The 22,026-nt window shown below is 71.8% G+C and carries 21 protein-coding genes and 1 pseudogene; 8 read left to right on the top strand and 14 right to left on the bottom strand.

Annotated features, from left to right (window positions below; genetic code table 11):
* Nucleotides 1–62 precede the first annotated feature (62 nt).
* The 3 genes from OG202_RS02340 to OG202_RS02330 all read left to right on the top strand — a co-directional run bounded on the left by OG202_RS02340 (nucleotide 63) and on the right by OG202_RS02330 (nucleotide 1,620).
* Nucleotides 63–308: a DUF397 domain-containing protein gene (locus tag OG202_RS02340; RefSeq protein ID WP_326585239.1), complete on the top strand. Its 246-nt coding sequence runs from the start codon at nucleotides 63–65 to the stop codon at nucleotides 306–308.
* 133 nt (nucleotides 309–441) lie between these two features.
* Nucleotides 442–1,044, top strand: coding sequence for a CGNR zinc finger domain-containing protein (locus OG202_RS02335; protein ID WP_327731715.1), 603 nt, complete (start codon nucleotides 442–444; stop codon nucleotides 1,042–1,044).
* Nucleotides 1,045–1,122: 78 nt separating this feature from the next.
* Entirely contained in the window at nucleotides 1,123–1,620 is a 498-nt protein-coding gene (locus OG202_RS02330) for a hypothetical protein (RefSeq protein ID WP_326585241.1), read from the top strand.
* A gap of 74 nt (nucleotides 1,621–1,694) precedes the next feature.
* Here the strand turns inward: OG202_RS02330 and OG202_RS02325 are convergent, their stop codons facing one another.
* The gene (locus OG202_RS02325) at nucleotides 1,695–3,671 is read right to left on the bottom strand and encodes an N-acetylmuramoyl-L-alanine amidase (RefSeq protein ID WP_327731716.1); all 1,977 of its coding nucleotides are present in this window, start codon (nucleotides 3,669–3,671) and stop codon (nucleotides 1,695–1,697) included.
* 229 nt (nucleotides 3,672–3,900) lie between these two features.
* The gene (locus tag OG202_RS02320) at nucleotides 3,901–5,043 is read right to left on the bottom strand and encodes an aminoglycoside phosphotransferase family protein (protein WP_327731718.1); all 1,143 of its coding nucleotides are present in this window, start codon (nucleotides 5,041–5,043) and stop codon (nucleotides 3,901–3,903) included.
* Nucleotides 5,044–5,279: 236 nt separating this feature from the next.
* Here OG202_RS02320 and OG202_RS02315 point away from each other — a divergent pair, with 236 nt between their 5' ends.
* The gene (locus OG202_RS02315; protein ID WP_326585244.1) at nucleotides 5,280–6,776 is read left to right on the top strand and encodes a DNA-binding protein NsdB; all 1,497 of its coding nucleotides are present in this window, start codon (nucleotides 5,280–5,282) and stop codon (nucleotides 6,774–6,776) included.
* 19 nt (nucleotides 6,777–6,795) lie between these two features.
* Here the strand turns inward: OG202_RS02315 and OG202_RS02310 are convergent, their stop codons facing one another.
* The gene (locus OG202_RS02310; protein WP_327731720.1) at nucleotides 6,796–8,226 is read right to left on the bottom strand and encodes a PP2C family protein-serine/threonine phosphatase; all 1,431 of its coding nucleotides are present in this window, start codon (nucleotides 8,224–8,226) and stop codon (nucleotides 6,796–6,798) included.
* 479 nt (nucleotides 8,227–8,705) lie between these two features.
* On the opposite strand from OG202_RS02310, the gene OG202_RS02305 reads away from it, so the two are divergent.
* Nucleotides 8,706–9,119 (top strand): SsgA family sporulation/cell division regulator, encoded by a 414-nt coding sequence (locus tag OG202_RS02305; protein ID WP_326585246.1) that lies wholly within the window; start codon nucleotides 8,706–8,708, stop codon nucleotides 9,117–9,119.
* 39 nt (nucleotides 9,120–9,158) lie between these two features.
* On the opposite strand, the gene OG202_RS02300 is transcribed toward OG202_RS02305, so the two are convergent.
* From OG202_RS02300 to OG202_RS02290, 3 genes are all read right to left on the bottom strand, one after another.
* Complete coding sequence (locus OG202_RS02300) at nucleotides 9,159–10,259, bottom strand: baeRF3 domain-containing protein (protein ID WP_327731721.1); 1,101 nt, start codon at nucleotides 10,257–10,259, stop codon at nucleotides 9,159–9,161.
* Between the two features lie 166 nt (nucleotides 10,260–10,425).
* Nucleotides 10,426–10,956, bottom strand: coding sequence for a DUF4232 domain-containing protein (locus OG202_RS02295; RefSeq protein WP_327731722.1), 531 nt, complete (start codon nucleotides 10,954–10,956; stop codon nucleotides 10,426–10,428).
* A gap of 124 nt (nucleotides 10,957–11,080) precedes the next feature.
* Nucleotides 11,081–12,718, bottom strand: a complete 1,638-nt coding sequence (locus OG202_RS02290) for an alpha/beta hydrolase (RefSeq protein WP_328222239.1) — start codon at nucleotides 12,716–12,718, stop codon at nucleotides 11,081–11,083.
* Between the two features lie 326 nt (nucleotides 12,719–13,044).
* Here OG202_RS02290 and OG202_RS02285 point away from each other — a divergent pair, with 326 nt between their 5' ends.
* Nucleotides 13,045–13,893 (top strand): GNAT family N-acetyltransferase, encoded by an 849-nt coding sequence (locus tag OG202_RS02285; protein WP_328222238.1) that lies wholly within the window; start codon nucleotides 13,045–13,047, stop codon nucleotides 13,891–13,893.
* Here the strand turns inward: OG202_RS02285 and OG202_RS02280 are convergent.
* Together OG202_RS02280 and OG202_RS02275 are read right to left on the bottom strand one after the other, a co-directional pair.
* Entirely contained in the window at nucleotides 13,871–15,025 is a 1,155-nt protein-coding gene (locus tag OG202_RS02280) for an acyltransferase family protein (protein WP_328222237.1), read from the bottom strand. The genes OG202_RS02285 and OG202_RS02280 overlap by 23 nt on opposite strands.
* Before the next feature lie 61 nt (nucleotides 15,026–15,086).
* Entirely contained in the window at nucleotides 15,087–15,590 is a 504-nt protein-coding gene (locus OG202_RS02275) for a nucleoside deaminase (protein ID WP_326585252.1), read from the bottom strand.
* Between the two features lie 217 nt (nucleotides 15,591–15,807).
* Between OG202_RS02275 and OG202_RS02270 the strand changes: the two genes are divergently transcribed.
* A complete protein-coding gene (locus tag OG202_RS02270; RefSeq protein WP_326585253.1) occupies nucleotides 15,808–16,599 on the top strand; it encodes a GNAT family N-acetyltransferase in 792 nt (263 codons plus the stop codon).
* A gap of 57 nt (nucleotides 16,600–16,656) precedes the next feature.
* Here OG202_RS02270 and OG202_RS02265 read toward each other — a convergent pair whose 3' ends face one another.
* The 4 genes and pseudogenes from OG202_RS02265 to OG202_RS02250 all read right to left on the bottom strand — a co-directional run bounded on the left by OG202_RS02265 (nucleotide 16,657) and on the right by OG202_RS02250 (nucleotide 19,861).
* Nucleotides 16,657–17,535, bottom strand: a complete 879-nt coding sequence (locus OG202_RS02265) for a GNAT family N-acetyltransferase (protein ID WP_327731727.1) — start codon at nucleotides 17,533–17,535, stop codon at nucleotides 16,657–16,659.
* Between the two features lie 329 nt (nucleotides 17,536–17,864).
* Nucleotides 17,865–18,128 (bottom strand): GlsB/YeaQ/YmgE family stress response membrane protein, encoded by a 264-nt coding sequence (locus OG202_RS02260; RefSeq protein WP_326585255.1) that lies wholly within the window; start codon nucleotides 18,126–18,128, stop codon nucleotides 17,865–17,867.
* An 85-nt stretch (nucleotides 18,129–18,213) separates the two neighbouring features.
* Nucleotides 18,214–18,610: pseudogene (locus OG202_RS02255) on the bottom strand (hypothetical protein).
* A gap of 18 nt (nucleotides 18,611–18,628) precedes the next feature.
* The gene (locus tag OG202_RS02250) at nucleotides 18,629–19,861 is read right to left on the bottom strand and encodes an aminoglycoside phosphotransferase family protein (protein WP_328222236.1); all 1,233 of its coding nucleotides are present in this window, start codon (nucleotides 19,859–19,861) and stop codon (nucleotides 18,629–18,631) included.
* A 117-nt stretch (nucleotides 19,862–19,978) separates the two neighbouring features.
* Here OG202_RS02250 and OG202_RS02245 point away from each other — a divergent pair, with 117 nt between their 5' ends.
* Entirely contained in the window at nucleotides 19,979–20,749 is a 771-nt protein-coding gene (locus tag OG202_RS02245; RefSeq protein WP_328222235.1) for an ArsR/SmtB family transcription factor, read from the top strand.
* A gap of 116 nt (nucleotides 20,750–20,865) precedes the next feature.
* On the opposite strand, the gene OG202_RS02240 is transcribed toward OG202_RS02245, so the two are convergent.
* Nucleotides 20,866–21,315: an SPW repeat protein gene (locus OG202_RS02240; protein ID WP_328222234.1), complete on the bottom strand. Its 450-nt coding sequence runs from the start codon at nucleotides 21,313–21,315 to the stop codon at nucleotides 20,866–20,868.
* A gap of 91 nt (nucleotides 21,316–21,406) precedes the next feature.
* Entirely contained in the window at nucleotides 21,407–22,009 is a 603-nt protein-coding gene (locus OG202_RS02235) for an RNA polymerase sigma factor (protein ID WP_328222233.1), read from the bottom strand.
* Nucleotides 22,010–22,026: the final 17 nt, after the last annotated feature.

The following is a 22,026-nucleotide window of genomic DNA, read 5'->3' as shown; positions in this document are numbered from 1 at the left end:
GTCGGCGGTGGGGGGCGATCGCTAGTCTGGCGGGCGGACGACGAACCGGGAGGAGCACGGACGTGGCCGAGACCATCATGGAGCAGCGATCCCTCGACGGCTGGCACAAGCCGGCGGAACTGGACCTGAGCAACGCGGACTGGCGGTCGAGCAGCCAGGGGCGGGGAGATGTCCAGATCGCCTTTGTCGAGGGGTTCATCGCCATGCGCAACAGCGGCAGCCCCGAGAGCCCCTCGCTGATCTTCACCCCCGCCGAATGGGGTGCCTTCGTGTCGGGGGCCCGCGAGGGCGAGTTCGACCTGACCTGAGCGGCCGTGCGAGCCCTGTCGGTGGGCGGCCGGGAGCCGCCCACCGACAGGGCTCGGATGCCCGCGACGAGGAGACGGCCGCGCGGTGGCTTCCCTCGGGTTAATGGATGACGACTCGCCTATCATTAGCCTCATGGAGTACTCGATCAGTGCGGACGCGCGGCTCGCCCTGGACCTCGCATCGACCCTCCGCCATGACGGCCACGGCGGAGTCGCCGACGACCTGACCGAGCCCGTGGGGCTCGCCACCTGGGTCCGGGCGCATGCGGACGTCCTGCCGGCCACCGTCGGCCACACCGTCGACGAGGCCGCCCTCACCTCCGTACGCGAGCTCCGCGGAGCCGTGCGGGCCCTGTTCGCCCGCGCCGTCGGCCCCGGCGAGCCCAGCCCCGCCGACGGCACCCGCCCGGTGCCCGTCCCCGAAGCCCTGGCACGCCTCAACGAGGCCGCCGCCCTCACCCCGACCGTCCCTGTGCTCACCTGGGGTCCCGGCGCCGAACCCGTCGTACGCCATGAGCCCGCCACCGGCGAGGACCCGCTCACCGCCGCCCTCGCCCGCTCCGCCCTCGCCTTCCTCGCGGGCCCCGAACGGCAGCGGCTGCGCGCCTGCCACGCACCACGCTGCGTGCGCTACTTCCTCAAGGAGCACCCCCGCCAGGAATGGTGCAAGCCGTCCTGCGGCAACCGCGCCCGCGTCGCCCGCCACCACGAACGGCACAAGAAGGCGGCGAGCTGACCATCGCCTCGGAGAGCGACCCCTGCCCCCCACGCTCCCTCGGCCCCACCGCCGGACGGCACGCCGTACCATTGCGGCATGTCCTTCCTCCGCCGCCGCAGCGCCACTCCTGCCGGTCCCGACTTCGACGTACTGGCCATGGACCCGGGCGACTGGCCGGGCAATCTCGGTGCCGGCCTGCTGCCGGCCCCCGACGGCAGCTGCCAGGGCGTCTTCCTGCGCTACGACCTCTACGGCGGCCGCGGCCCCGCGATGATCATCGGCAACCTCCCGGAGGGCTCCCCGGCGCGCGAGGTCGCCGACGGCGAGATCCCCTTCGAGGTGGCCCAGCTGCTGATCGCGCTGGAGAACGAGGAGGAGATCACCGTCGTCGGTGCCGAGGACATGCCGGTGATGCAGGGTGACAACCTTCTGATCGTCCGCCGGCTCAAGCTCTCCGAGTCCCGGATCTCCTGCGTCCAGTTCGACCGCAGCGACAACGTCCTGGTGACCATCGCCGCCTGGGACCGCCCCATCACCGACGACCTGTACGCGCTGCTCAAGCCGCTCCCGGCGGAGCTGTTCCAGCAGGGCTGAGAGCGGCAAAGCACGAAGACGAAAGGGCCGGGTTCACACCCGGCCCTTCTTCGCGCCCTCAGGCGGCCTCGTCCTCACGCGGCCGGCAGCACCCGCACATCCGCCGCCCGCACGAACGCCACCCGATGGCCGAACTGGATCTCGTAATACAGGTCTTCACCGACCACGACCCTGTGCCCGCTCGTGTCGAAGGAGACGGCGTAGTAGTACTCGCCGGGCACCCGGTCACCCGCGACGTACTTCTGCCCCTTGAGGAGCTTGTACGGCCACGGGGACACCGCCTGGGCGGGCACACCCGCCGGGTACGCCGCCGCCTCCGGGTACGCGCGGCCGTACACCGGGATCTCCGCCAGGCCCTCCCGGGGCGTCACGACCAGTCCGGCCGCGCCGACCGCCGTCGGCTTCGCCTTGGAGTTCTGGAACCAGGCCTTCTGCCCCAGATACCAGATCGCCGTCCAGTCGCCCTGCCGCCCGGCGACCGCGTACTGCTGCCCGGTGGAGACCCGCGAACCGAGGTCGTTCACATCGATCGTCGAGTCGTCGCCGCCCGGCCGCAGCCCGATGTCCTTGATCAGGGGTGAGGTCACAGCGGGCTCGCTGTACAGGCGTACGGCGCTGGAGCCGTGCACCGCGCAGGGCTCGCCCCCGCTCACACAGCCGGTGAACTCGGGCCGGTTGTCGGCGTACTTCGGGAGGATGGTGACCATGGCGCTGTCCTTGCCGGACGTGGCGCCGAAGGGCTTGCCCAGCAGCTCGAAGTAGTGCCGCCAGTCCCAGTACGGGCCCGGGTCGGTGTGCATCCCCGGGATCGTCGCCGTCGTCGGGCCGGGTACGGTGTCGTGGCCCAGGATGTGCTGCCGGTCCAGCGGGACGCCGTACTTCGCGGCGAGATACTTCACCAGACGGGCCGACGCGCGGTACATCGCCTCCGTGTACCAGGCGTCCGGCGAGGCCAGGAAGCCCTCGTGCTCCAGGCCGACCGACCCCGCGTTGACGTACCAGTTGCCGGCGTGCCAGCCCACGTCCTTGTTCTTGATGTGCTGGGCGATGTGACCGTCCGTGGAGCGCAGCGAATAGTGCCACGACACATAGGTCGGGTCCTGGACCAGTTCGAGAGTGGTGTCCCAGTAGCCCTCGGTGTCGTGGACGACGATGTACCGGATGCGCTGCGAGGTCGGCCGGTCGGCCAGGTCGTGGTTGCCGTAGTCGTTGTCGCCGAACTCCTCGTACGGAGCCGGGATCCACTCGCAGGACACCGTTGTCGGACACTCCGCGCCGTCCGCGGCCGCCGCGCGCAGCCCCGCCCGGGACAACTGCCCGGTGTCGGGGCGCAGACCCGGCTCGGCGGCGAGCGCCACCCGCTGACCGGCGTCCGTGACCCGCCCGGCGCCGTCGCGGATCACGGCGAACACCTCGTTCGCGTACGCCGCCGCCGTCGCCCGGTCGTCGGCGCCCGAGAAGCGCGCCACCGCCCCGTACCAGTCCGCCGGATCGGCACTCGGCTCCGCGCCGAGCTCCCGCTGCGCGGCGGCGAGCAGCGCGGCCCCGCCCGCCACATTGGCCTCGGCGTCCGTGCGCAGCGTCCGCGCGGGCAGACCGGTCAGTTCGGCCGCCTTCGTCAACGTCCGCAGCCGGGACGGGAGTTCGGACGACTCGGGCAGATCCGCCTCGGCCACCAGGGGCGGCCGGGAGTCGTCGCCGCGCGCGTCCTCCGTGCCCTCGCTGTGGTGCGGGGCCTCGGCCAGGGCCGTGCGCGCGTCGGTGAGGTGCATGGGGCCGTAGCCGCCGGTGACGCTCGGCGCGCCGCCGTGGGCGTCCCAGCGGGACTGCAGATAGGAGACGCCGAGCAGAACGCTGCGCGGAACGCCGTACTCGGCGGCAGCGGCGCCGAACGCGCCCTGCAGACGGACCGACGCGGCGGACGACTGGGCGGCGGGCGGGGCAGCCCCCAGCAGGGGCAGCAGCAGGACGGCGGGGGCTGCGGTGAACGCCGTTCTGCGCAAACGTCCGGGCAGTGGGGTGGGCCTGCGGTCGGTGGGGGATCCTCGCAAGGCGGCCTCCTGGAATGGTGGGGCGATGGCGGGCCGGGCGGAGCCTGGGGACACCTCCCACGCTGGGGGGAGAAGCCGAGCGTGGGGGAGTGCACCAGTGCTATCGGTCGGCCGACGATCCGTCAATCATGCCCGGAGGAGGCCGTTTCCCCGGTGATTGGCTGCCCTGACATGACGAAGGTCCGCGGCGCGCCCCTGTCCAGGGCGCACTGCGGACCTTCCTTTCCTCTCAGCGAGTGCCGACCGCCGCCCGTACGGCCTTGCGGGCCATCTGGCAGTCGTCGTGCAGCCGCCTGAGCAGCAGCCGCTGTTCCTCGCCGGACGGCGCGGCGGCCGGGTGGGCCGGGCCCGGTGCCGCCGGGGTCGAGTCGTGCATCGAACGCTGCACGGCTGTCTCGTAGGTACGGATCTCACGGGTCAGTACGAGCATCAGGTTCACCAGGAACGCGTCCCGTGAGGCCGGGCCCGCCGACTGCGCCAGCTGACTGATCTGCCGCCGCGCCACCGGTGCGTCCCCGAGCACCGCCCACAGCGTCGCCAGGTCGTACCCCGGCAGATACCACCCCGCGTGCTCCCAGTCCACCAGCACTGGACCGGCCGGTGAGAGAAGGATGTTCGACAGGAGGGCGTCGCCGTGACAGAACTGGCCCATGCCCTGACGGCCCGACGCGTGCGCGATGCCGTGCAGGAGCTTCTGCAGATCGCCCATGTCCCGGTCGGTGAGCAGACCCAGCTCATGGAATCGGGAGATCCGCTCCGCGTAGTCCAGCGGGGCGTCGAACGTCCCCGCCGGTGGCCGCCACGCGTTCAGCCGGCAGATCGCGCCGAGCGCCGCCCGGATGTCGGCGCGCGGCGGCGCCTCCACCGGATGCCGCTGCAGGGCTGCCACCCGGCCCGGCATCCGCTCGATGACCAAGGTGCAGTTGTCCGGATCCGCCGCGATCAGCTTCGGCGCCCGCACCGGGGGGCGGTGCCGGACGAACGAGCGGTATGCGGCTATTTCGTGCCGGAGCCGCTCCTCCCAGATGGATGAATGGTCGAGTAAACACTTGGCGACGGCCGTGCTGCGCCCTGTCGTACCGACGAGCAGCACCGAGCGGCCGCTGCGGCGCAGCACCTGGACCGGAGTGAACTCCGGACAGATGCGATGCACCGAGGCGATCGCCGTGCGCAGCTGCGCGCCCTGGGGGCCGGACAAGTCGAGTCTCCCGCTGAGCGGTTGGGTGCCGAGCCCCGGCACACGCCGAGCCCGGCCGCCACCGAGCATCGGGGCCGCCGTACGCGTGGGGTCGAGGTAGGGGCCGCCGCTGCCCGGCTGGCGGGGGTGCAGGGACCGGGGAGGAGCGGACACGGAGGACGATGCTGCGTACATGGGGGAAGACAGATCCCTTCGTGTGCCGGCGAGGTCACGCGCTGCCCGCCCCGGCCGATCCGAGGACACCCTGGGGAGTGCCCGTCGGGGCGACCGGGTCGGGGTGGCGCTTTCCTACCTGACACCGGATGGCCCATGGCACACCATGTAGCGCACCCTGGCGAAGCCTGGCGAATAGTCCCCCAGCAACTGACAGCGGGCTACATTCAACTCAGCCGAGAACCTGGGGGCTTGACGTGAGCGGACAACCCAATACCCGACTCGCAGACCTGTTCGGCCTGGCCGGCTGGTCCAAGGGAGAGCTCGCGAGGCTGGTCAACCGGCAGGCGGCGGCCATGGGCCACCCCCAGCTGGCGACCGACACCTCACGGGTGCGGCGGTGGATCGACATGGGAGAGATCCCGCGCGATCCCGTGCCGCGGGTGCTGGCGGCGTTGTTCACCGAGCGTCTCGGCCGTGTCGTGACCATCGAGGACCTCGGTCTGGTCCGGCACGGGCGTACGGGAAGACGGCAGGACGGCGGGAATGTGGAACATCCCGACGGTGTGCCGTGGGCGCCCGAACGGACTGCTGCGGTCCTCACCGAATTCACGGGAATGGACCTCATGCTCAACCGACGCGGCTTGGTGGGTGCGGGCGTCGCGCTCACCGCGGGATCCGCACTCAGCAGCGCCATGCACGACTGGCTGCACACCGATCCGGCCCTCGCGGCCGACGCACCCGATCTCGACAACCCCCTGCACGCCGACCCCGCCGGGTTCGACCGTTACGAGGCCGCCCCCATCGGGGCGCAGGAGATCGAGGAACTGGAGCGCTCGGTCGAGGTGTTCCGGGCCTGGGACGCGGCCCGCGGCGGCGGGCTGCAACGCAAGGCTGTCGTGGGACAGCTGAACGAGGTGGGAGGCATGCTCTCCTACCGCCACCCCGAGCATCTCCAGCGCCGCCTGTGGGGCGTCGCCGCCAACCTCGCCGTCCTAGCGGGCTGGATGTCGCACGACATCGGCCTGGAACCCACCGCCCAGAAGTACTTCATCATCGCCGCCCACGCCGCCAGGGAGGGCGGTGACCGGCCCCGCGCCGGAGAGGCCCTCTCGCGGGCGGCCCGACAACTGGTGCACCTCGGCAAGCCCGACGAGGCGCTCGACCTGATGAAACTCGCCCAGTCCGGCTCCGGCGAGCAGGTGCTGCCGCGCACCAAGGCCATGCTCCACACCGTCGAGGCCTGGGCCCAGGCCTCCCTGGGCAAGGGCCAGGCCATGCGCCGCACCCTGGGCCAGGCCGAGGACCTGTTCGTCTCCGACCGGGGGGACGTTCCGCCGCCCAGCTGGATGCAGATGTTCAAGGAGGAGGATCTCTACGGCATGCAGGCCCTGGCCTACCGCACGCTCGCGGAGCACGAACCGGCCGCGGCCAAGCAGGCCCAGCACTACGCGCAGAAGGCTCTGGAACTGCGCGTCGACGGCCGGCAGCGGTCGAAGATCTTCGACTTCCTGTCCATGGCCTCGGCCTCCTTCATCGCCGACGACCCGGAACAGGCGGCCAGTTACGCCCGCCTCGCCCTGGCGGCGATGGGCTCCAACTCCTCCCACCGCACCTGGGACCGGCTGCGTGAGATGTACCGGCTCACCGGTCAGTACTCCAGCTATCCGAAGATCCAGGACCTGCGGGAGGAGATCAAACTCGCCCTGCCCAAGACCCAGCCGAAGAACAAGGGCGACATCGCGTCGGCGTGACCCCTCGGGGGCAGACTCCTCAGGAGCTGACCCTGGCGACGAGTACGCAGGCGTCGTCCGCACGCTCGGTCTCGCCGAACTCTTCCACCACTGTCCGTACACATTCCTGGGCCGTACGCGCCGCGCCGATCCGTGGGGCCAGGTCCAGCAGCCGCTGCACGGCTGCCTCTCCTCCCCGCCGGGGGACCAGTCCATCGGTGTGCAGGAGCAGCAGGTCGCCCTGTTCGAGCGTCACTTCGGCCTGCCCGTAGACGGCACCCGAGGTCGCTCCGAGCAGGACGCCGTCCGGCGATGTCAGCACACGCCCCGTCCCGCCGCGGAACAGCAGCGGGGCGGGGTGCCCCGCCTGCGCCCAGACCAGGGTGCGGGTCGCCGGCCGGTAGCGGCAGCAGACGGCGCTGCCGAGGGCCGGTTGCACCGTGGCGTCCAGTAACTGGTTGAGGCAGGCCATCAGCCGGCCCGGCTCCGTGCCCGCCATGGCCAGGCCGCGCAGCGCGCCGATCAGCATCGCCATGCCCGAGGTGACGGTGACTCCGTGACCGGTGAGGTCGCCCACGCTCAACAGGCTCTCGCCGCCCGGCAGTTCGAGGGCGTCGTACCAGTCGCCGCCGATCAGCGCACTAGTCGAGCAGGGCAGGTAATGGGCGGCCAGGTCCAGCCTCTCGGGGCCCTGGTGCGGGAGCCGCAGGGAGCCGCGCCACGGCGGCAGCACGGCCTCCTGCAGCTCGACCGCGACCCGGTGCTCGGTCTGCGCGAAGTGCCGCTGACGGTGCAGCGAGTCACGGGTCTCGCTCACTGCCCGCTGGCTGCGCCGCAGTTCGCTGACGTCCCGCAGGACGGCCCACATCGAGGCCGTACCGCCGTCGTCGTCGAGCACGGGCTCGCCCATCATGTGCACGGTGCGCACTCCGCCGTCGGGGAGCAGGACTCGGAACTCCCCGTCGATGCGTTGTGCGTCGATCAGACAGTCCGTGACCATCGCCGTCAGCTTCGGCCGATCCTCGTCGAGCACCAGCGAGGGCAGTTCGTCGAGGGTGAGCGGCGGGGCGGCGGCGTCGCGGCCGAGGATCTGATACAGCTCCCCGGACCAGCTCGCCTCGTCGGTCAGCAGGTTCCACTCGGCGCTGCCGACCCGGCTGAGCAGCGATTCACGCCGGGGCGCCGGGGGCGGCGCGACCGGGAGCCCGGCCGGGGCCGCGGGGGTCGGCGGCGGGGCCGGACCGTCCCGCAGCTGGGCCAAGTGGCCGTCCAGATCGCTCAGTTGATTGAGCGCCAGATCATAGAGCGCGCGCTGCCAGCGGACCTCCGGGTCCGCTTCGTCGGCGGGCGCGTCACGGCGTACGGCGTCCACGTCGCCCCGCAGTCGCCGCGTCTGCGAGATGAGCGCGTCGACCGTGCCGCGTCGGGGCGGCTGGGCGGCGGGGCGATCCGCAGAGAGAGGGGACGGCATCACGTACTCCGATGGGGGACGGTACGACCAACGCTGACGTAAGGGCCGATTACGACTGTTGCACAGCCCGCGACGCGCTGTAAGGGATTTGGCAAGACACGATACGGTGGTGCTTCTGGCATATGCCACCGTCCTTGCGGTCGGGGTTCTCCACCGCACGCGGGTACGCGTCCTGAGGGTCCAAGTCGTAGGAATCGTACGTGACTTGACGGACCGTCGACCGCATTCACCTGTCTTTCATTCCCCTGTTCGAGGGGCATATGTACGAGCCCCTCGATTCCATGGAACGGCCTCTGTGAACCCGGCCTCGTCGACGCCTCCGCGTGAGCCCGAAGGTCGCGGCGCGGGTGACATGGGTCACAGAGGTGAATCCAGGGAGCCGTCTCATGCGAAAGCCCTCCGCGAGGTCGAGAAGGCACGTCGGCGCACCCGGTCGGCCCGCACCGCAGGAAGAGCTTCACCCGAAACGGAGACCGTTCATGACCGTCACGCTGGAACAGCCCGCCCGCGCTCTCCTCATCACCGCCGAGGACCGGGAGGTCCCGGTGCCCGCGAGCCTGCGCTATTCCTCCGACGATCCGCTGGCCGTGCACCTCGACTTCCCGGCCGACATCTCGCTGAACGGTTCCATGGTGACCTGGACCTTCTCCCGCGAACTGCTGGAGGAAGGCGTGCGGGCCCCCGCCGGCGCCGGCGACGTGCACATCTGGCCCTGCGGCCGCTTCCGCACGGTGGTCGAACTGCACTCCCCGTACGGCATGGCCCTGCTCCGGTTCGAGAAGGCGGCTCTCCAGCGCTTCCTGGTGCGCAGCTACGCCGTCGTCGGCGCCGGGAGAGAAGAGCTGGGCCCGGCCCTCGACCGGGGCCTGACGACCCTCCTCGGCGGTGTCTGACACCAGTCCCGAGGTGTGCCGGTGGGCGACGGCCGGGGTTCAGTACCGCAGGACGCCCGCGATGCCCCGGGCGTCGCCCAGCGTGCCGTCGGGGACGAAGCGGACCTCGGCGCCGGTGTCCAGACACCGCTCTACGATCTCGTCCACGATGTCCTCGCGGACGTCGAGGTCGCCGCTCTCGGCCGGGACGAGGTGCCCGCCGCCTCCGTCGGCGCGGACGGCCGTCCGGTAGTTCTCCTCCACGGCCAGAAGCTGGATGCGGCCCTGCTGGGCGTTCTGCCGGACCTCGTCGACCCCGGCGGCGAACGCCTTGTGGCCGCGGGCCGCTTCGAGCCGCCGGGCGACGGTGTCGACGTTCCTGCGGTCCTCGGCGGCGATCAGGGGCCCGACCGCCTGCCACACGGCCTCCGGGGTGCCGTGCGCGAGACCGCCGTGCGGGATGTGCGTGGCGTCCCTGGTGACCGTGCCGATCTCGTCGAACAGGGACAGCGCGGCCGTCTCCCCGGTGAGGTACGCGGGCCGGGGCCGAGCGCGCAGCAGCCGGGCCAGCGCGGTGTCGGCGTCACGCAGGAAGCGGCGGGTGTCCTCGTCGCGGAAGGCGGACGGCAGGTCGCCGATCCGCTCCTGCCGCTCGGCGTCGAAGTTGTCGCGGTCCCTGGTCAGCGGGAACCCGCCGGTGTGCGCCTCGGAGACGCGGTCGCCGCCGCCGTTCCACAGGGTGACCCGGTCCGAGGAGACCGAGAGCACCCAGAACGGCCGCTCGGCGGCCTGCGCGGCCACCAGGTTCCGGGTGAGGAAGGTGTCCGCGAGCACCACCCGCTCCGGCACCGGACGGGCCAGCGACCACACCTGGTGCTCACCGGGCGCCGCGAAGATCGCCAGGCCGTCCTCGGCGTGCGTCAGATCCACCTCGGACAGGGCCTGGTCCAGCTGTTCGACGACGTCGTGGCGCCGCTCCCGCGTGACCGCGGGATCGTGCTCCAGTCGCTTCTTCGCCTCGGCCACCACATTGCGCAGCCGGACCGGATCCTGGGTGTTCTCGGGTTCCCGGCGGTGGGTCGGCGTCAGCACCGACACCGCGGGGTAGGGCCGCGGGCGGCGCAGTTCGGTGAGGGTCGTGGGACTGAGGGCATGCTCCATGACTTCACGATAGGACTGATTCGCGTGTCGGGCATTTGGGGTAAGAAGGCTCCCGCCGCAGGCGGCCTCGGCGGTCGCAGGAGGGCAGCGAAGGAGCCCGTCGGCGCGCACCGGTGATGGGGCGCGCGCCGACGGGCTCGTCGATGCCGTGCGGCTGCCGTGAGGGTCAGCCGACTTCCTTCTTGAGCGCCTTGTCGGCGGCGGCCTTGGACGGCTTCCACCAGGTCGTCACCGGCTCCCAGACCTTCACCTTCTTGCTCGCGCCCAGCTGCTTCGCGGTGAAGGTACGGCCGTTGAGGTTGGGGTTGGCCGACACGGTGATCGTGCCGACGCGACGGGCGTCCGGGTCCTTGAGGTCGGCGATCGTACGGACGGCCGCGTACACCGTCTTCCCCGAGCCGACCTTGTACGGCCCGCTCTCGCCCGACGGCACCGGCAGGGCCGCCCCGTCGAGGTCGCCGAAGGTGACGACGGGAAGGCGGTCGATCGTGCAGGTGCGCGTGCCGGTGTTCTTGACGCTGATGTGCACGACCCGCGCGTCCTTGGACTGCTTGGCCCCCAGCTTGAGGACCTTCGCCTTGCAGACCGGGGTCTTCGCGGCGGGCTGGGCGGCCAGCCCCTGCGGGGCGGCGGTGAGGAGCAGAGCGGCGCCGGCGGCCGCCGCGGTCGAGACGGTGAGGAAGGAACGGATACGCATCGGTGGAATCCCCCAGTTTTGGTCACGTACGGGTACGGCACGCGCAAAGGCGACGCCTGCCCAGTGTGACGCGCCGAGTGCGCGCGGGGTTGTACCCGACCCGTGCGTGTTACACGCCCGATGCTCAATCGTCGGCTCCGCAGGAACTTCCGTCGTCCGGCAGCGTCCCGAACAGCAGGAAGTCGTCGACCTTCGCGTGCACGCACTTGGACGACCCGTACCCGGTGTGCCCCTTGCCCTTGTTGTCGAGGACGACCGCCGAGGAGCCGAGCCGCTCAGCCGTCTCCACGGTCCAGCGGTACGGGGTGGCCGGGTCGCCCCGGGTGCCCACGAGCAGCATCTTCGGGGTGTCGACGTCCCGCACCTCGTCGCGGATGTAGTCGGTGCCCGCCGGGCGGCCGTGGCACATCAGCACCTGGGTGAGCCGGTACCGGCCGAACACGGGGGAGGCGTCCTCGTAGGCCGCGCGCAGGTCCTTCAGGTTGTCGGTGATCTTCTTGGCGGTGGGCCGGTCGGGGTCGTCGGCGCAGTTGATCGCCATGAGCGCGGCCGGAAGGTTGTCCGGCGGGACCTCCCCGGCGTCGACGAGCCCGCTGTGTGGGGTCGGGGTGCCGGACGCGCTGGGCTCGGGAGGCTCGTGCGGGCGGGCCGGCGCCGAGGACCGGTACGGGACGGTCGTCGGGGCGAAGCCGCCGCCCGTGAGTGCCACGACGCCCCGGGTGTCCCCGTCGTGGACGAGCATGTTGAGCGCCTGGGTGAGCATCGGCCACATCTGTTCGCTGTAGAGGGCGTGGCTGATGGCGCCCACCAGGTCCTGGCCCGTGAAGTCCTGCCCGAAGTCCGACGGCACGGGGTACTCGTCGAGCGAGTCGACCAGCGCCACGACCTGCTCACGGGCGGAGCGGGAGTCCTGTCCGAACGGGCACGTCAGCTCCTCGGTGCACGCGTCGAGGTAGTCCTCCAACGCGGTCTGCTGGCCCGCGGCACCCACCAGACCCTGCTCGGCCAGCGGCTCGGTCAGGGTGTCCACCCCGTCGAGGACCATCCGGCCCACCTTCTCGGGGAACTGCGCCGCGTACACCGCGCCCAGCCGGGTGCCGTAGGAGAAGCCGAGGTAGTTGAGTTTCTTGTCGCCGAGGGCGGCGCGCATCACGTCCAGGTCGCGGGAGGCGCTGGCTGTGCCGATGTACGGCAGCACCGGGCCGGAGTGCTTCCTGCACGCGGCCGCGGCCCGCCGCAGCTGCTTGAGGGCGGCCTGCGGGTCGTTCGCGTCCTCGCCGCTGTCGGTCGCCTCGAGTGCCTCGTCGGTGCCGTCGCCGCAGCTGACGGGAGACGATCGGCCCACGCCGCGTGGATCGAAGGTGACGACGTCGTAGCCGTCGGTGAGATCCATGAAGTCCTTGCCGCCGTAGGCGAGTTCGGGGACGCCCGGGCCGCCGGGGCCGCCGAAGTTCAGCAGCAGCGAGCCGCGCGAGTCGCCGGTGGCCCGGTAGCGGGCCATCGCCAGGTCGAGGGTTCCGGCCTTGGGCCGGGTGTAGTCGATCGGCACGGTGACCTTGCCGCACCGCAGATCCTTGGGCATCTCCGTGCCCTCGCACTTCGACCACTTGATCTTCTGCTGGTAGAAGCGGGTCAGATCGGGCTGCTTGTCGTCCTGCTCGTCGTCGGCGCCCGCCGCCGTGGCCGGCAGTCCGGCCCCCAGCAGGGCCAGCACCGCGACCGCGGCTCCGGCGAGCGGGCGCCGTCTGTGCGTGGACCGCATGCGCGCCTCCAGGGACACCCGGCCGGGGCGGCCGGGGACAACCCCCGGATCACCATAGGCGGCCCCTCGCGGCCCCGCCTCCCGGCGGGCGGGCCGGGCGGGAGCGCCGTACCCTGCGCCGCGACGAGGCCGTGCGACGGCCGTGAGCAGGTCGCCCGTACGCGTGAACCGGGGCGTAGGACGGGTCAGGCGCCCGGCGATGTCGGCTGTTTCCCGCGTCGCGGGCACGATCGGGCGTCGGCGAGGATGCTGCGGGGTGCGGCCTACCACGCACCCGCGGTCGCCCGGCGACCGCGCACCCGTGACCTCAGCGAAGGAGCGCAGAGATGACCTCTCCGGGGCATCAGGACCTCGTCGTCACCCGGGCCACGCTCGACGACTGGGCGGTGGTCGCCCGGTGGGCGGGGGACGAGGGCTGGAACCCGGGGCTCTCGGACCCGGCGTGCTTCTTCGCGCAGGACCCCGAGGGCTTCTTCATCGGCCGGCTCGACGGGGAACCGGTCTCGTCCGTCTCCGTCGTGAACTACGGCGACGGATACGCCTTCCTCGGCTTCTATCTGGTCCGCCCGGATCTGCGGGGCCGGGGCCACGGCCTCGCCACCTGGAAGGCCGCCCTCGCCCACGCGGGAGGCCGCGCGGTCGGCCTGGACGGCGTCGTCGCGCAGCAGGACAAATACCGGCAGTCCGGCTTCGAGCCCGCCCACCGCACCTTCCGGTACTCGGGCGTCGTGCCCGGGACACCCGTGCCCGACGGTGTCCGGCCGGTCGAGGACGCAGCCTCCCTCGCCGCGTACGACAGTGCCTGCCACCCGGCCGACCGCCCCCGTTTCCTGCGGCACTGGCTCACCGCCGACGGACACCGGGCCCTCGCGCGCGTCGTCGACGGGCGGCTCACCGGCTACGGCGTCATCCGTCCCGGCCGGGACGCCCTGCGGATCGGCCCGCTGTTCGCCGAGACCGCCGCCGACGCCCGTGCGCTCCTCGCCGGACTGGCCGCCGAGGCCGCCGGCCGCGAGCTGGCCGTCGACGTGCCGGAGCCGAACACGGCCGCCGTGGCGCTGGTCGAGGAGTACGGTCTGACGCCCTCCTTCGAGACGGCTCGTATGTACACCGGCCCGATCCGGCCGTACGCGGCGGAGCGCGTCTTCGGGGTCACGACTCTGGAGCTCGGCTAGGCGCAGGGGCGGCGTCGCCGGCGACCCCGGCCGGGGGAGCGGCCTTGGTCGGCGGGGCGTCGCCCTTCCTGAACGCCCACTCCATGCGCGGCTCGACGACACAGCGGAGCGCCGCCCGTACGGGCGCGGTGCACAGCAGGGTGATGCCGCCGACCGCGAGGGCCGTGACCGCGAGTTCCCCGAGCGGGGTGTGCAGCCACTCCACGGCGTACCAGTCCCGGAAACGCGCCCACTTGATCACGAAGCCGTGCAGCAGATAGCCGTACATCGTGCCCGCGCCGAGCGCCGTGAACCACAGCTGCCGGCGCGGCACCCAGGCCAGGAAGCAGGCCGTCAGCAGCACCGCCAGACTGAACAGGGCGGGCGTGGTCAGCACCCCCGCCCAGCGGGACACGCCCTGGCCGGTGACGCTGCCCCGGTGGTAGAACCAGCCGGCGTCGAACCACGGCGCCACCCCGTACGCCACCACGAGCGCTCCCAGCCCGACCGGGAACAGACACAGCCGTACCCGGCGGGTGCGCAGCCGCTCGAAGTGCTCGGGCCGCAGGGTCAGGCCCAGCACGAAGAACGGCAGGAAGCCCAGCACGCGCTGGATGGAGACGTCGCCGCCGAGATCCGGTGACACCGCCGCCAGCATCGCCAGACCCAGCGCCACCGGCAGCGGGTGGCGCAGCATCAGCCACAGGGGCGTGGTCAGCCGCCAGATGAAGAGAGCGACCAGGAACCACATCACGTACCAGGGATCCAGCAGGCTCAGCGGATAGCCCGGATCGTCCTGCGCCCACCGGTAGAACAGCGTGTACGCCGTCTCGAACACGACGTACGGCAGGACCACCCCCGTCATCAGCCGCTTCAGCCGGCCGGGCGCCATGTCGAAGCTTCGCGAGAAGTACCCGGAGATCAGGGCGAAGGCCGGCATGTGGAACGCGTAGACGGTCAGATAGGCGGCGGTCGCGGCCCGGCTGCCGTACGTCAGCGGCTCCCACGCGTGCCCGCAGGCCACCAGGACGATGGTCAGGTACTTCGCGTTGTCGAAGTACGGGTCCCGCGAGGCCCGCCTCGCCCGTGGCTTCTCCCGGTCGGGAGGGGCCGTGGGGGTGGGGCGGGTGTGCTGCACCACGTCTTCGGGCATCGGTGAAGGCTCTCCGGACTGCGACGACGGAACCCGGACCGCCTGCCCCGTCCCGCGGCTGTCAGTCATCGTCGGCGACGGCACCGACGGTTTTGGCGTGGAACCGCCGGTGCAGGGCCCGTACCTCCCCGGCCAGCTCCGGCACCGGCCCCTCGACCGCCACCCCGGGTGCGATCTCCCGTACGGGCAGCGTCCGCACCGGTGGCGCGGGCACCCCCAACTCGCCCAGCCAGACGGCCAGTTGCTCGGACGAGGCGACGTACACGATACGGCCGAGACCCACCCAGGCGTGGGCGGCGGCACACATCGGACAGTGCTCGCCCGAGGTGTACACGGTCGCCGCCGCGCGTTCCCCGGGGGTGAGCCGGGCGGCCGACCAGCGGGCCAGCTCGAACTCCGGGTGACGGGTGCGGTCACCTCCCGCCACCCGGTTGTGGTCCTCGGCCAGGACCGTGCCGTCACCGCCGACCAGGACCGAACCGAACGGTTCGTCTCCGGTCTCCAGTGCCTCGGTCGCGAGCTCCACGCAGCGTCGCAGGTACACCAGTTCGGACTCGTTCACCATGCTCGTACGCACCCTCCTCGTGGAGCGCTCGGCCGCGCTCCGCGGGGTGCACCCTACGGCGTGTGTCCGGGGCACACGTCCTTTCGCGAGCGACACCCGTACGGCCCCACCGGCCGGCTCAACGCAGGGCGCGGGCGAAGGCCCGTAGCGCTCCGGTGCGTGAGACGGCGGGTGAATTCCGTTGCCAGGGCGAACGACTGATGATGGAGTGAGCAGCATGGATCACGCTGCTGTGCTGGCACTGTTCGACCGGGACATGCGAGAGGGCGCCCGCCCCGACGGGCCCGGAGCCCGGATCGAGCGCGTCGGCGGGGTGGTGCGCCAGGTCGGCTTCGAGAACGGCTGGAGCGGCGTCGTCTGGTCCGACCTGGACGAGGCCGGAGCGGACGCGGCGATCACCGAGCAGATCCGGTACTTCTCCGGCCTCGGACGCGACTTCGAATGGAAGCTGTACGGCCACGATCTCCCGGTCGACCTGGGACAACGCCTGCGCGACGCCGGCTTCACGGCCGCTCCGGAGGAGACGCTGATGATCGCCGAGGTCGCCGACCTGACCCTCGACGTCGAGCCGCCCGAGGGCGTACGGCTGCTGCCGGTCACCGACCGTGAAGGTGTGGACATGGTGGCCGACGTCCATGAGAAGGCCTTCGGCACGGACAGCACCCGCCTGCGCCACCAGCTGCTGGCCCAGCTCACCGGGGACACCGAGTCGGTCGTGGCCGTCGTGGCCCTCGCCGGGGACGAACCGGTGAGCGCCGCCCGGATGGAGTTGCTCCCCGGCACGCGCTTCGCCGGCCTGTGGGGTGGCGGCACCGTCGAGGGCTGGCGCGGTCGCGGTGTCTACCGGGCCCTCGTCGCCCATCGCGCCCGCGTCGCCGCCGACCGCGGCTACCGCTACGTCCAGGTCGACGCGTTGGCCCTCAGCCGCCCGATCCTGGCCCGCCTGGGCTTCGAGCCGCTCACGACGACGACGCCGTACGAGTACGCGGTCGGGGGCGCGGCGGAGTGACCGGTTGCGGCGTCGCCGGGGGCCGATAGGTCGCCCAGAAGGTCGCGCCCCGGTGCGTCACAGGTCGAGCTGGTACTCGATCGCCGTGTGCGTGGGCCGGTAGCCGAGCGCGTCGTTGACCTGGCGCATGGGGATGTTGTTCTCGGCGGTGTCGGTGAGCAGCGCCAGGTCCGGGACCAGGCGGTGGGCGTGGAGGACCGCCTTCGCCTTCATCCAGAGCCCCAGCCCGTGACCCCGGTGCTCGGGCAGCACGGCGGTGCCGTAGTGCTGCCCGTCGCCCTTGCCGTCGCCCGGGAGGACGAGCTCCGAGAAGCCGACGATCGTGCCGCTTGACGTGTGTACCGAGGCCACGGTGTACAGCGAGTCGCCGCGCTGCGCGATCGCCTCGGCGGCGGCCACGACCCGTTCGACGTCCCAGACGACGGTGCCGTAGTCGGTGTCGCCCATCGGCATGTCGTCCATCGCGCGGCGCGACGCGGCGTAGGTTCGCGCGAGTTCGGCCGGTACGACGCCCGCCCAGCCGGTCAAGTGGTAGCCCGGGCGGGGCTGTTCGACGATCCGGGTGACGTGGTCCGGGTCGATCCCGGCGAGTTCGAGTCGGGCGTATGTCAGGGTCAGCACCCGGCGGAAGCCTCGTGCCGCGAGGAACGCGTCGCCGGGGGAGCCCTGTTCGGTCTGGGCGATGACCGCGCGGCGCCCCTCGTCCCGTGCCGAGGCGACCGCCTCGTCGAGCAGCGCGGCGCCGACGCCCTGCCGCCGCTCGGCCGGGTGCACGGTGACGTCCAGCTCCGCGAGATGCGTCTGCCCCTCCTTGGTGAACAGTCGCAGGAAGGCCGAGCCGAGGGGCGTGCCGTCCGCCCCGGATGCCAGCCAGGCCAGCCGGTGACTCGACGGAGTGGCGGCGGGGTCGGTCAGCTTGGTGAGGCGCGGGGGCAAGGGAACTCCGGAGCTGGTCGGCGGGCGAACGACGAGGGCCCGGCGACGCTAGCCGCCGGGCAGGACGACCCGCAACGGATTTCGGGCACGCGCGGTCTCCCGGCCCGCCGCGCTTCGGACGTACGCGAGCGTCGATCACCGTTCGGGAGGTACGCGAGCGCGAATCACCGTTCGGGAGGTACGCGAGCGCGAATCACCGTTCGGGACGTACGCGAGGGCCACGCGTCGTTCAGGACTTGTGCGCGCGCCGATCGCCGTTCGCGCCACATCCGTCAGCGCCGGGGGTCACCCGGGACGTACGCGCGTGCCGGCCGGTCGTCCCGTGGCCCTCAGCGTCGTGCCCTCGTGCGGTCCAGGGCCGCGATGCCCAGTGCCGCCAGGGCGATCTGGATGAGCCACTCGGCCCAGTCGACGCCGTCGGTGTCGGCCACGCCGACCCCCGCGGCGATCGCGGAGCCGATCAGCGCGGCGACGATGCCGACGAGGATCGTCAGCAGGATGCCGATGCGCTGCCGACCCGGCACGACGAGCCGGCCGAGTATCCCGATGACGATGCCGATGATGATGGCACTGATGATGCCGTCGATCTCCATTGATCTCCGCCCCTGTTCGTCGGTTCCCCGCACCCCTGCGAGTGCCCTTCGAACGCGAGTGCAGTCCGCCCCCGTTTCACGTTCTTCACGAGAGCGTCACCCATCCCGTGACGGCCGGCACCTCCGCCGCGATGTCCATGACGGCGCATCCGTCGGTCGCGCCCCGGTCGGTGTACGCGGGGGCCCGCTCGTCCAACACGCGTGCCTTGCGCGCACTGCCGGCCGGCTCCCGTTCCAGCTCGGAGCCGATCTCCCGTCCTCCGAGCCGCCGTTCGGCCGCGTCGTCGGAGGCGGTGAGGAGGACCGTACGATCCGTGCGTCGGCGCCCAGGGCCCGCTGGAAGGTGCCCGCGGTCTCGGTCAGTACGCTGAGGGTGTTGGTGTGGACGAGCCACCGGTAGCCGAGGTCGGCGTAGTTGCCCATTCAGCGGTGAGGTTCCGTCGGCGATGCCTGCCGACCCCGGCCTGCCCGCCGATGAGCAGGACCTCCGCGCGGTCCGTCTAGCCCGCCACCTCCCCCGCCACCTCCAGGGAGTCGAAACCCGGCTGCGCGGCGGACCACAGCGCCCTCCGGATGACCGCCGCCGGATCCCCCGCGTGATACGGCCGCTCGGACGCCTCGATACCGTCGAGGAACTCCTGGTAGCGCACCGCGTACGAGAGGTGCGCCAGTGGTTCGGCCAGAGCGAGCGCGCGGGCGGGATCGCTCGCCGGGGCGTGGGTCTTCCAGGCGTCGACCCAGACGCGGACGGCCGCGGGGCGGACCGCCTCGGGGAGGAAGTCGTACAGGCGCAGGCAGTCCAGCACGGGGTTGCCCCAGTGGGCGTCGGCGAAGTCCACGACGACGGGTGGCCTGCCGTCGCTGCGCCAGTTGCCGGGATGGAAGTCGGCGTGGACCAGGGTGTCGGGGAGCCCGCAGGCGGCGAGTCGATCCCAGCGGGCCGTCAACTCCCGTGCGTCGTCGCGTTCTTGGTCGCTGATGTCCAACTCGACCCGTCTGTCCAGCAGTTCGTGGACCAGACCGCCGAGGACCCGGTCCCGCCGGTCCCGGAGTCCGGGCGGCCGTCGGCCGGCCAGCGCGGCCTGCGCGGCGACGAAACGGCGTACCCCGGCCTCGACCGTGGCGGCGTCGGCCGCCCAGCAGTCCTCGCCGGGGATGTGCTCCAGCAGCACCCGCCGCTCTCCGGAGGCGAGAACCGTCGGCACCAGTTCCGCGTCCACCCGGGCGAACGCGGCGATGACCGCGGCCTCGTCCGTGGCGAAGCGCGGGGTCGCCTTGAGCCAGACCGGCCCCTGCCCGGTGGGTAGTCGGAAGAGGCCCGCCAGGTTCCAGGTGCGCCGCTGCTCGACCGGTCCCGTCATCGGCCGCCCCAGAGCGGCCAGCGTCTCCGAGGCCCAGTCGATCAGTTCCCGCAGCCCGTCGGCCCGCCCCCACGGTGAGCGAAGAGCGTCGTCCATGTCCAACAGCCCCTGATGCACCGGGCGTTGCTCCAGCGCCCCGGGCACCGGCCGCTCCAACGCCTCGACGTGGTACGTCACATGCCCGTCGCGCCCGCTCTCGCCACCGTCCACCTCCAGCAGTCGCAGTACGAGCACGGGCACCCCGAGCGTGCGCCGCAACCGCCCCACGACGGGCTCGACCTCGGCCCACCACGGGACGTCGACGGGGAAAGGGCCGGTGACGCCGAGGAAGTCCGCACCCGATGTCACCCATGCGCTGAAGGTTCGACTCACGGCGACAGCCTGAAGGGCGTGACGGATGGCGGCCAACGAATATCGAAGCGGTCGCCGATTGACATGCAGGTAATTGCCTGCATAACGTGGAGTGTGCGATCAGAGGGTGACCCGGACATGGACAAGGTCTTCAAGGCGCTGGCCGACGAGACGCGCAGGAGGCTGCTGGACCGGCTGCACGAGCACAACGGGCAGACGCTGGGCGAGCTGTGCGAGCGGATCGACATGGCCCGGCAGTCCGTCACGCAGCACCTGTCCGTCCTGGAGGCCGCCCACCTGGTCACTACGGTGCGGCGTGGGCGGGAGAAGCTGCACTACCTCAATCCGGTCCCGCTCCACGAGATGCAGGAGCGGTGGATCGACAAGTTCGAGCGCCCGCGGCTGAGAGCGCTCGGTGCCGTGAAACGACGAGCCGAGGAAGCCATGGCCGACAAGCCCACCTACGTGTACGTCACCTATATCGCGAGCACGCCCGAGAAGGTCTGGGAGGCGCTCACCAGCGCCGATCTGACCGCCGACTACTGGGGCCACCGCAACGAGTCGGACTGGCGGCAGGGCTCACGCTGGGCCCATGTCCGCACCGACGGCTCCGGCGTCGAGGACGTCGTCGGCACGGTCGTGGAGAGCGACCCCCCGGCCCGGCTGGTCACCACCTGGGCCTCGCCCGAGAACGAGGGCGAGGGGGACGCGTACTCACGGGTGACCTTCGACATCGAGCGGCACGCCGACATCGTGCGGCTCACCGTGACCCACGAGGACCTGCCGGACGAGGGCGCGCTCGCCGAGGTGTCCTTCGGCTGGCCCGCGGTGCTGTCCAACCTCAAGTCGCTGCTGGAGACCGGCAGTGTGCTGCCGCAACAGCCGTGGGAGGTGCCGCGCACCCGGTGAGGGTCCGGTCGGTGCGGCCGGTGTGGGGCCCGGTCCGGTGGGCCGGGGCGCGGCGACGGCCGACCCGCCGGAGCGGATCGGCCGCCGTTACCCCTCGCGGGCGTTCCTGTTTACACCTATGGCGTGCGGCCCGCACGTGTGCCGCCCTTGGCCGAGACGCCGGCGCACATCAGTCCCAGCATCAGTGCCAGGCAGCCGATGATGATGTTGTTGACCACGACACCGGCGTCCGGGCTGTCACCGACGATCCACGCCGAGACGATCATCCAGACTCCCAGCGCGCACATGGCCCAGCTCAGGCCGTACATCCTCTCCGGTGCGGCGGTGAAGCCGAGGGCCAGCAGGCCGATCGCGATGCCCATGATGAGGTTGTGGGGCGCCAGCGCGGGCTGGCTCGTCGTGTAGTGGAGTATCCACGGGGACACGGCGCAGTACAGACCGAGGAGGAACACCGGTCCGTCCACGAGCGCCACATCGCGACCACCGAGCATGCGGGCATACCGGGCCTGCATTTCGGGTGCGTCGGGGTGGCTGGAGATGTCACTCCTGTGTGAGACGTTGGCCATGACTCGACTCCTTTGAACTCAGCAGGCCTGACCGCGTCTGGTGGGGTATGCGGTAAGCGCCGCGTATGTTCATCATGCGCTTATTTTGTCTTTATGTGTAGTGGTCGGAGGCGAGGGAAGAGCCGGGGCGGAATTCCTCTTCCAGGCGGCTGCGCAACCGTCGCAGTCCCCGCCGGGTGTGGCTCTTGACCGTGCCCAGGGGCAGGCCGGTGCGTTCCGCGATCTGGGTCTGGGTGAGGTCCTCGTAGAAGGACAGGTGGAGTACCTGCCGCTGGGGCCCGGGAAGCCTGGCGAGTTCGGCGCGGATCAGTGCGCGGTCGAGGACGGCCTCGGGGTGCGTGCGGCGGGAGTGGTCGGTGAGGGCGAGCGCGGTGCCCGCCGAGGTCACCAGGTCGGCCCGGCGCGTCCGCGCGGAGAGGGCGTCGGCGATCCGGCGCCGGGCGATTCCGACGATCCAGGCGCCCAGCGCGCCGCGCTCGCACCGGTAGCCGTGCCGGCCGCGCCACACGCCCAGGAACACCTGCTGGGTGACGTCCTCGGCCTCGCCCGCGTCGCCGAGACTGCGCCGCGCGAGCGCCTGCACCAGTGCCGACCAGCGGTGATAGGTGGCGGCCAGGCAGTCGTCGTCGCCCGCCACCAGGCCCCGCGCCAGCTCCTCGTCGGAGGGTGCGGTGCTCGGACACACAGGGCTCATGAGGGCGGCTCCTCACG

Origin of the sequence: Streptomyces sp. NBC_00310, assembly GCF_036208085.1 — a bacterium.
In the GTDB taxonomy this organism is placed as follows: Bacteria; Actinomycetota; Actinomycetes; order Streptomycetales; family Streptomycetaceae; genus Streptomyces.
Note: the sequence above shows the minus strand (reverse complement) of the source record. Positions and strands in the feature narration are given on the sequence as shown.

What these genes read in the sequence shown, in the direction of transcription:
- OG202_RS02300 (WP_327731721.1), bottom strand. Translation starts at nt 10,259, where the DNA reads ATGGAGCATGCCCTCAGTCCCACGACCCTCACCGAACTGCGCCGCCCG.
- OG202_RS02260 (WP_326585255.1), bottom strand. Translation starts at nt 18,128, where the DNA reads ATGGAGATCGACGGCATCATCAGTGCCATCATCATCGGCATCGTCATC.
- OG202_RS02330 (WP_326585241.1), top strand. Translation starts at nt 1,123, where the DNA reads ATGTCCTTCCTCCGCCGCCGCAGCGCCACTCCTGCCGGTCCCGACTTC.
- OG202_RS02235 (WP_328222233.1), bottom strand. Translation starts at nt 22,009, where the DNA reads ATGAGCCCTGTGTGTCCGAGCACCGCACCCTCCGACGAGGAGCTGGCG.
- OG202_RS02240 (WP_328222234.1), bottom strand. Translation starts at nt 21,315, where the DNA reads ATGGCCAACGTCTCACACAGGAGTGACATCTCCAGCCACCCCGACGCA.
- OG202_RS02275 (WP_326585252.1), bottom strand. Translation starts at nt 15,590, where the DNA reads ATGGTGAACGAGTCCGAACTGGTGTACCTGCGACGCTGCGTGGAGCTC.
- OG202_RS02310 (WP_327731720.1), bottom strand. Translation starts at nt 8,226, where the DNA reads ATGCCGTCCCCTCTCTCTGCGGATCGCCCCGCCGCCCAGCCGCCCCGA.
- OG202_RS02295 (WP_327731722.1), bottom strand. Translation starts at nt 10,956, where the DNA reads ATGCGTATCCGTTCCTTCCTCACCGTCTCGACCGCGGCGGCCGCCGGC.
- OG202_RS02285 (WP_328222238.1), top strand. Translation starts at nt 13,045, where the DNA reads ATGACCTCTCCGGGGCATCAGGACCTCGTCGTCACCCGGGCCACGCTC.
- OG202_RS02290 (WP_328222239.1), bottom strand. Translation starts at nt 12,718, where the DNA reads ATGCGGTCCACGCACAGACGGCGCCCGCTCGCCGGAGCCGCGGTCGCG.
- OG202_RS02320 (WP_327731718.1), bottom strand. Translation starts at nt 5,043, where the DNA reads ATGTACGCAGCATCGTCCTCCGTGTCCGCTCCTCCCCGGTCCCTGCAC.
- OG202_RS02335 (WP_327731715.1), top strand. Translation starts at nt 442, where the DNA reads ATGGAGTACTCGATCAGTGCGGACGCGCGGCTCGCCCTGGACCTCGCA.
- OG202_RS02270 (WP_326585253.1), top strand. Translation starts at nt 15,808, where the DNA reads ATGGATCACGCTGCTGTGCTGGCACTGTTCGACCGGGACATGCGAGAG.
- OG202_RS02280 (WP_328222237.1), bottom strand. Translation starts at nt 15,025, where the DNA reads ATGCCCGAAGACGTGGTGCAGCACACCCGCCCCACCCCCACGGCCCCT.
- OG202_RS02245 (WP_328222235.1), top strand. Translation starts at nt 19,979, where the DNA reads ATGGACAAGGTCTTCAAGGCGCTGGCCGACGAGACGCGCAGGAGGCTG.
- OG202_RS02305 (WP_326585246.1), top strand. Translation starts at nt 8,706, where the DNA reads ATGACCGTCACGCTGGAACAGCCCGCCCGCGCTCTCCTCATCACCGCC.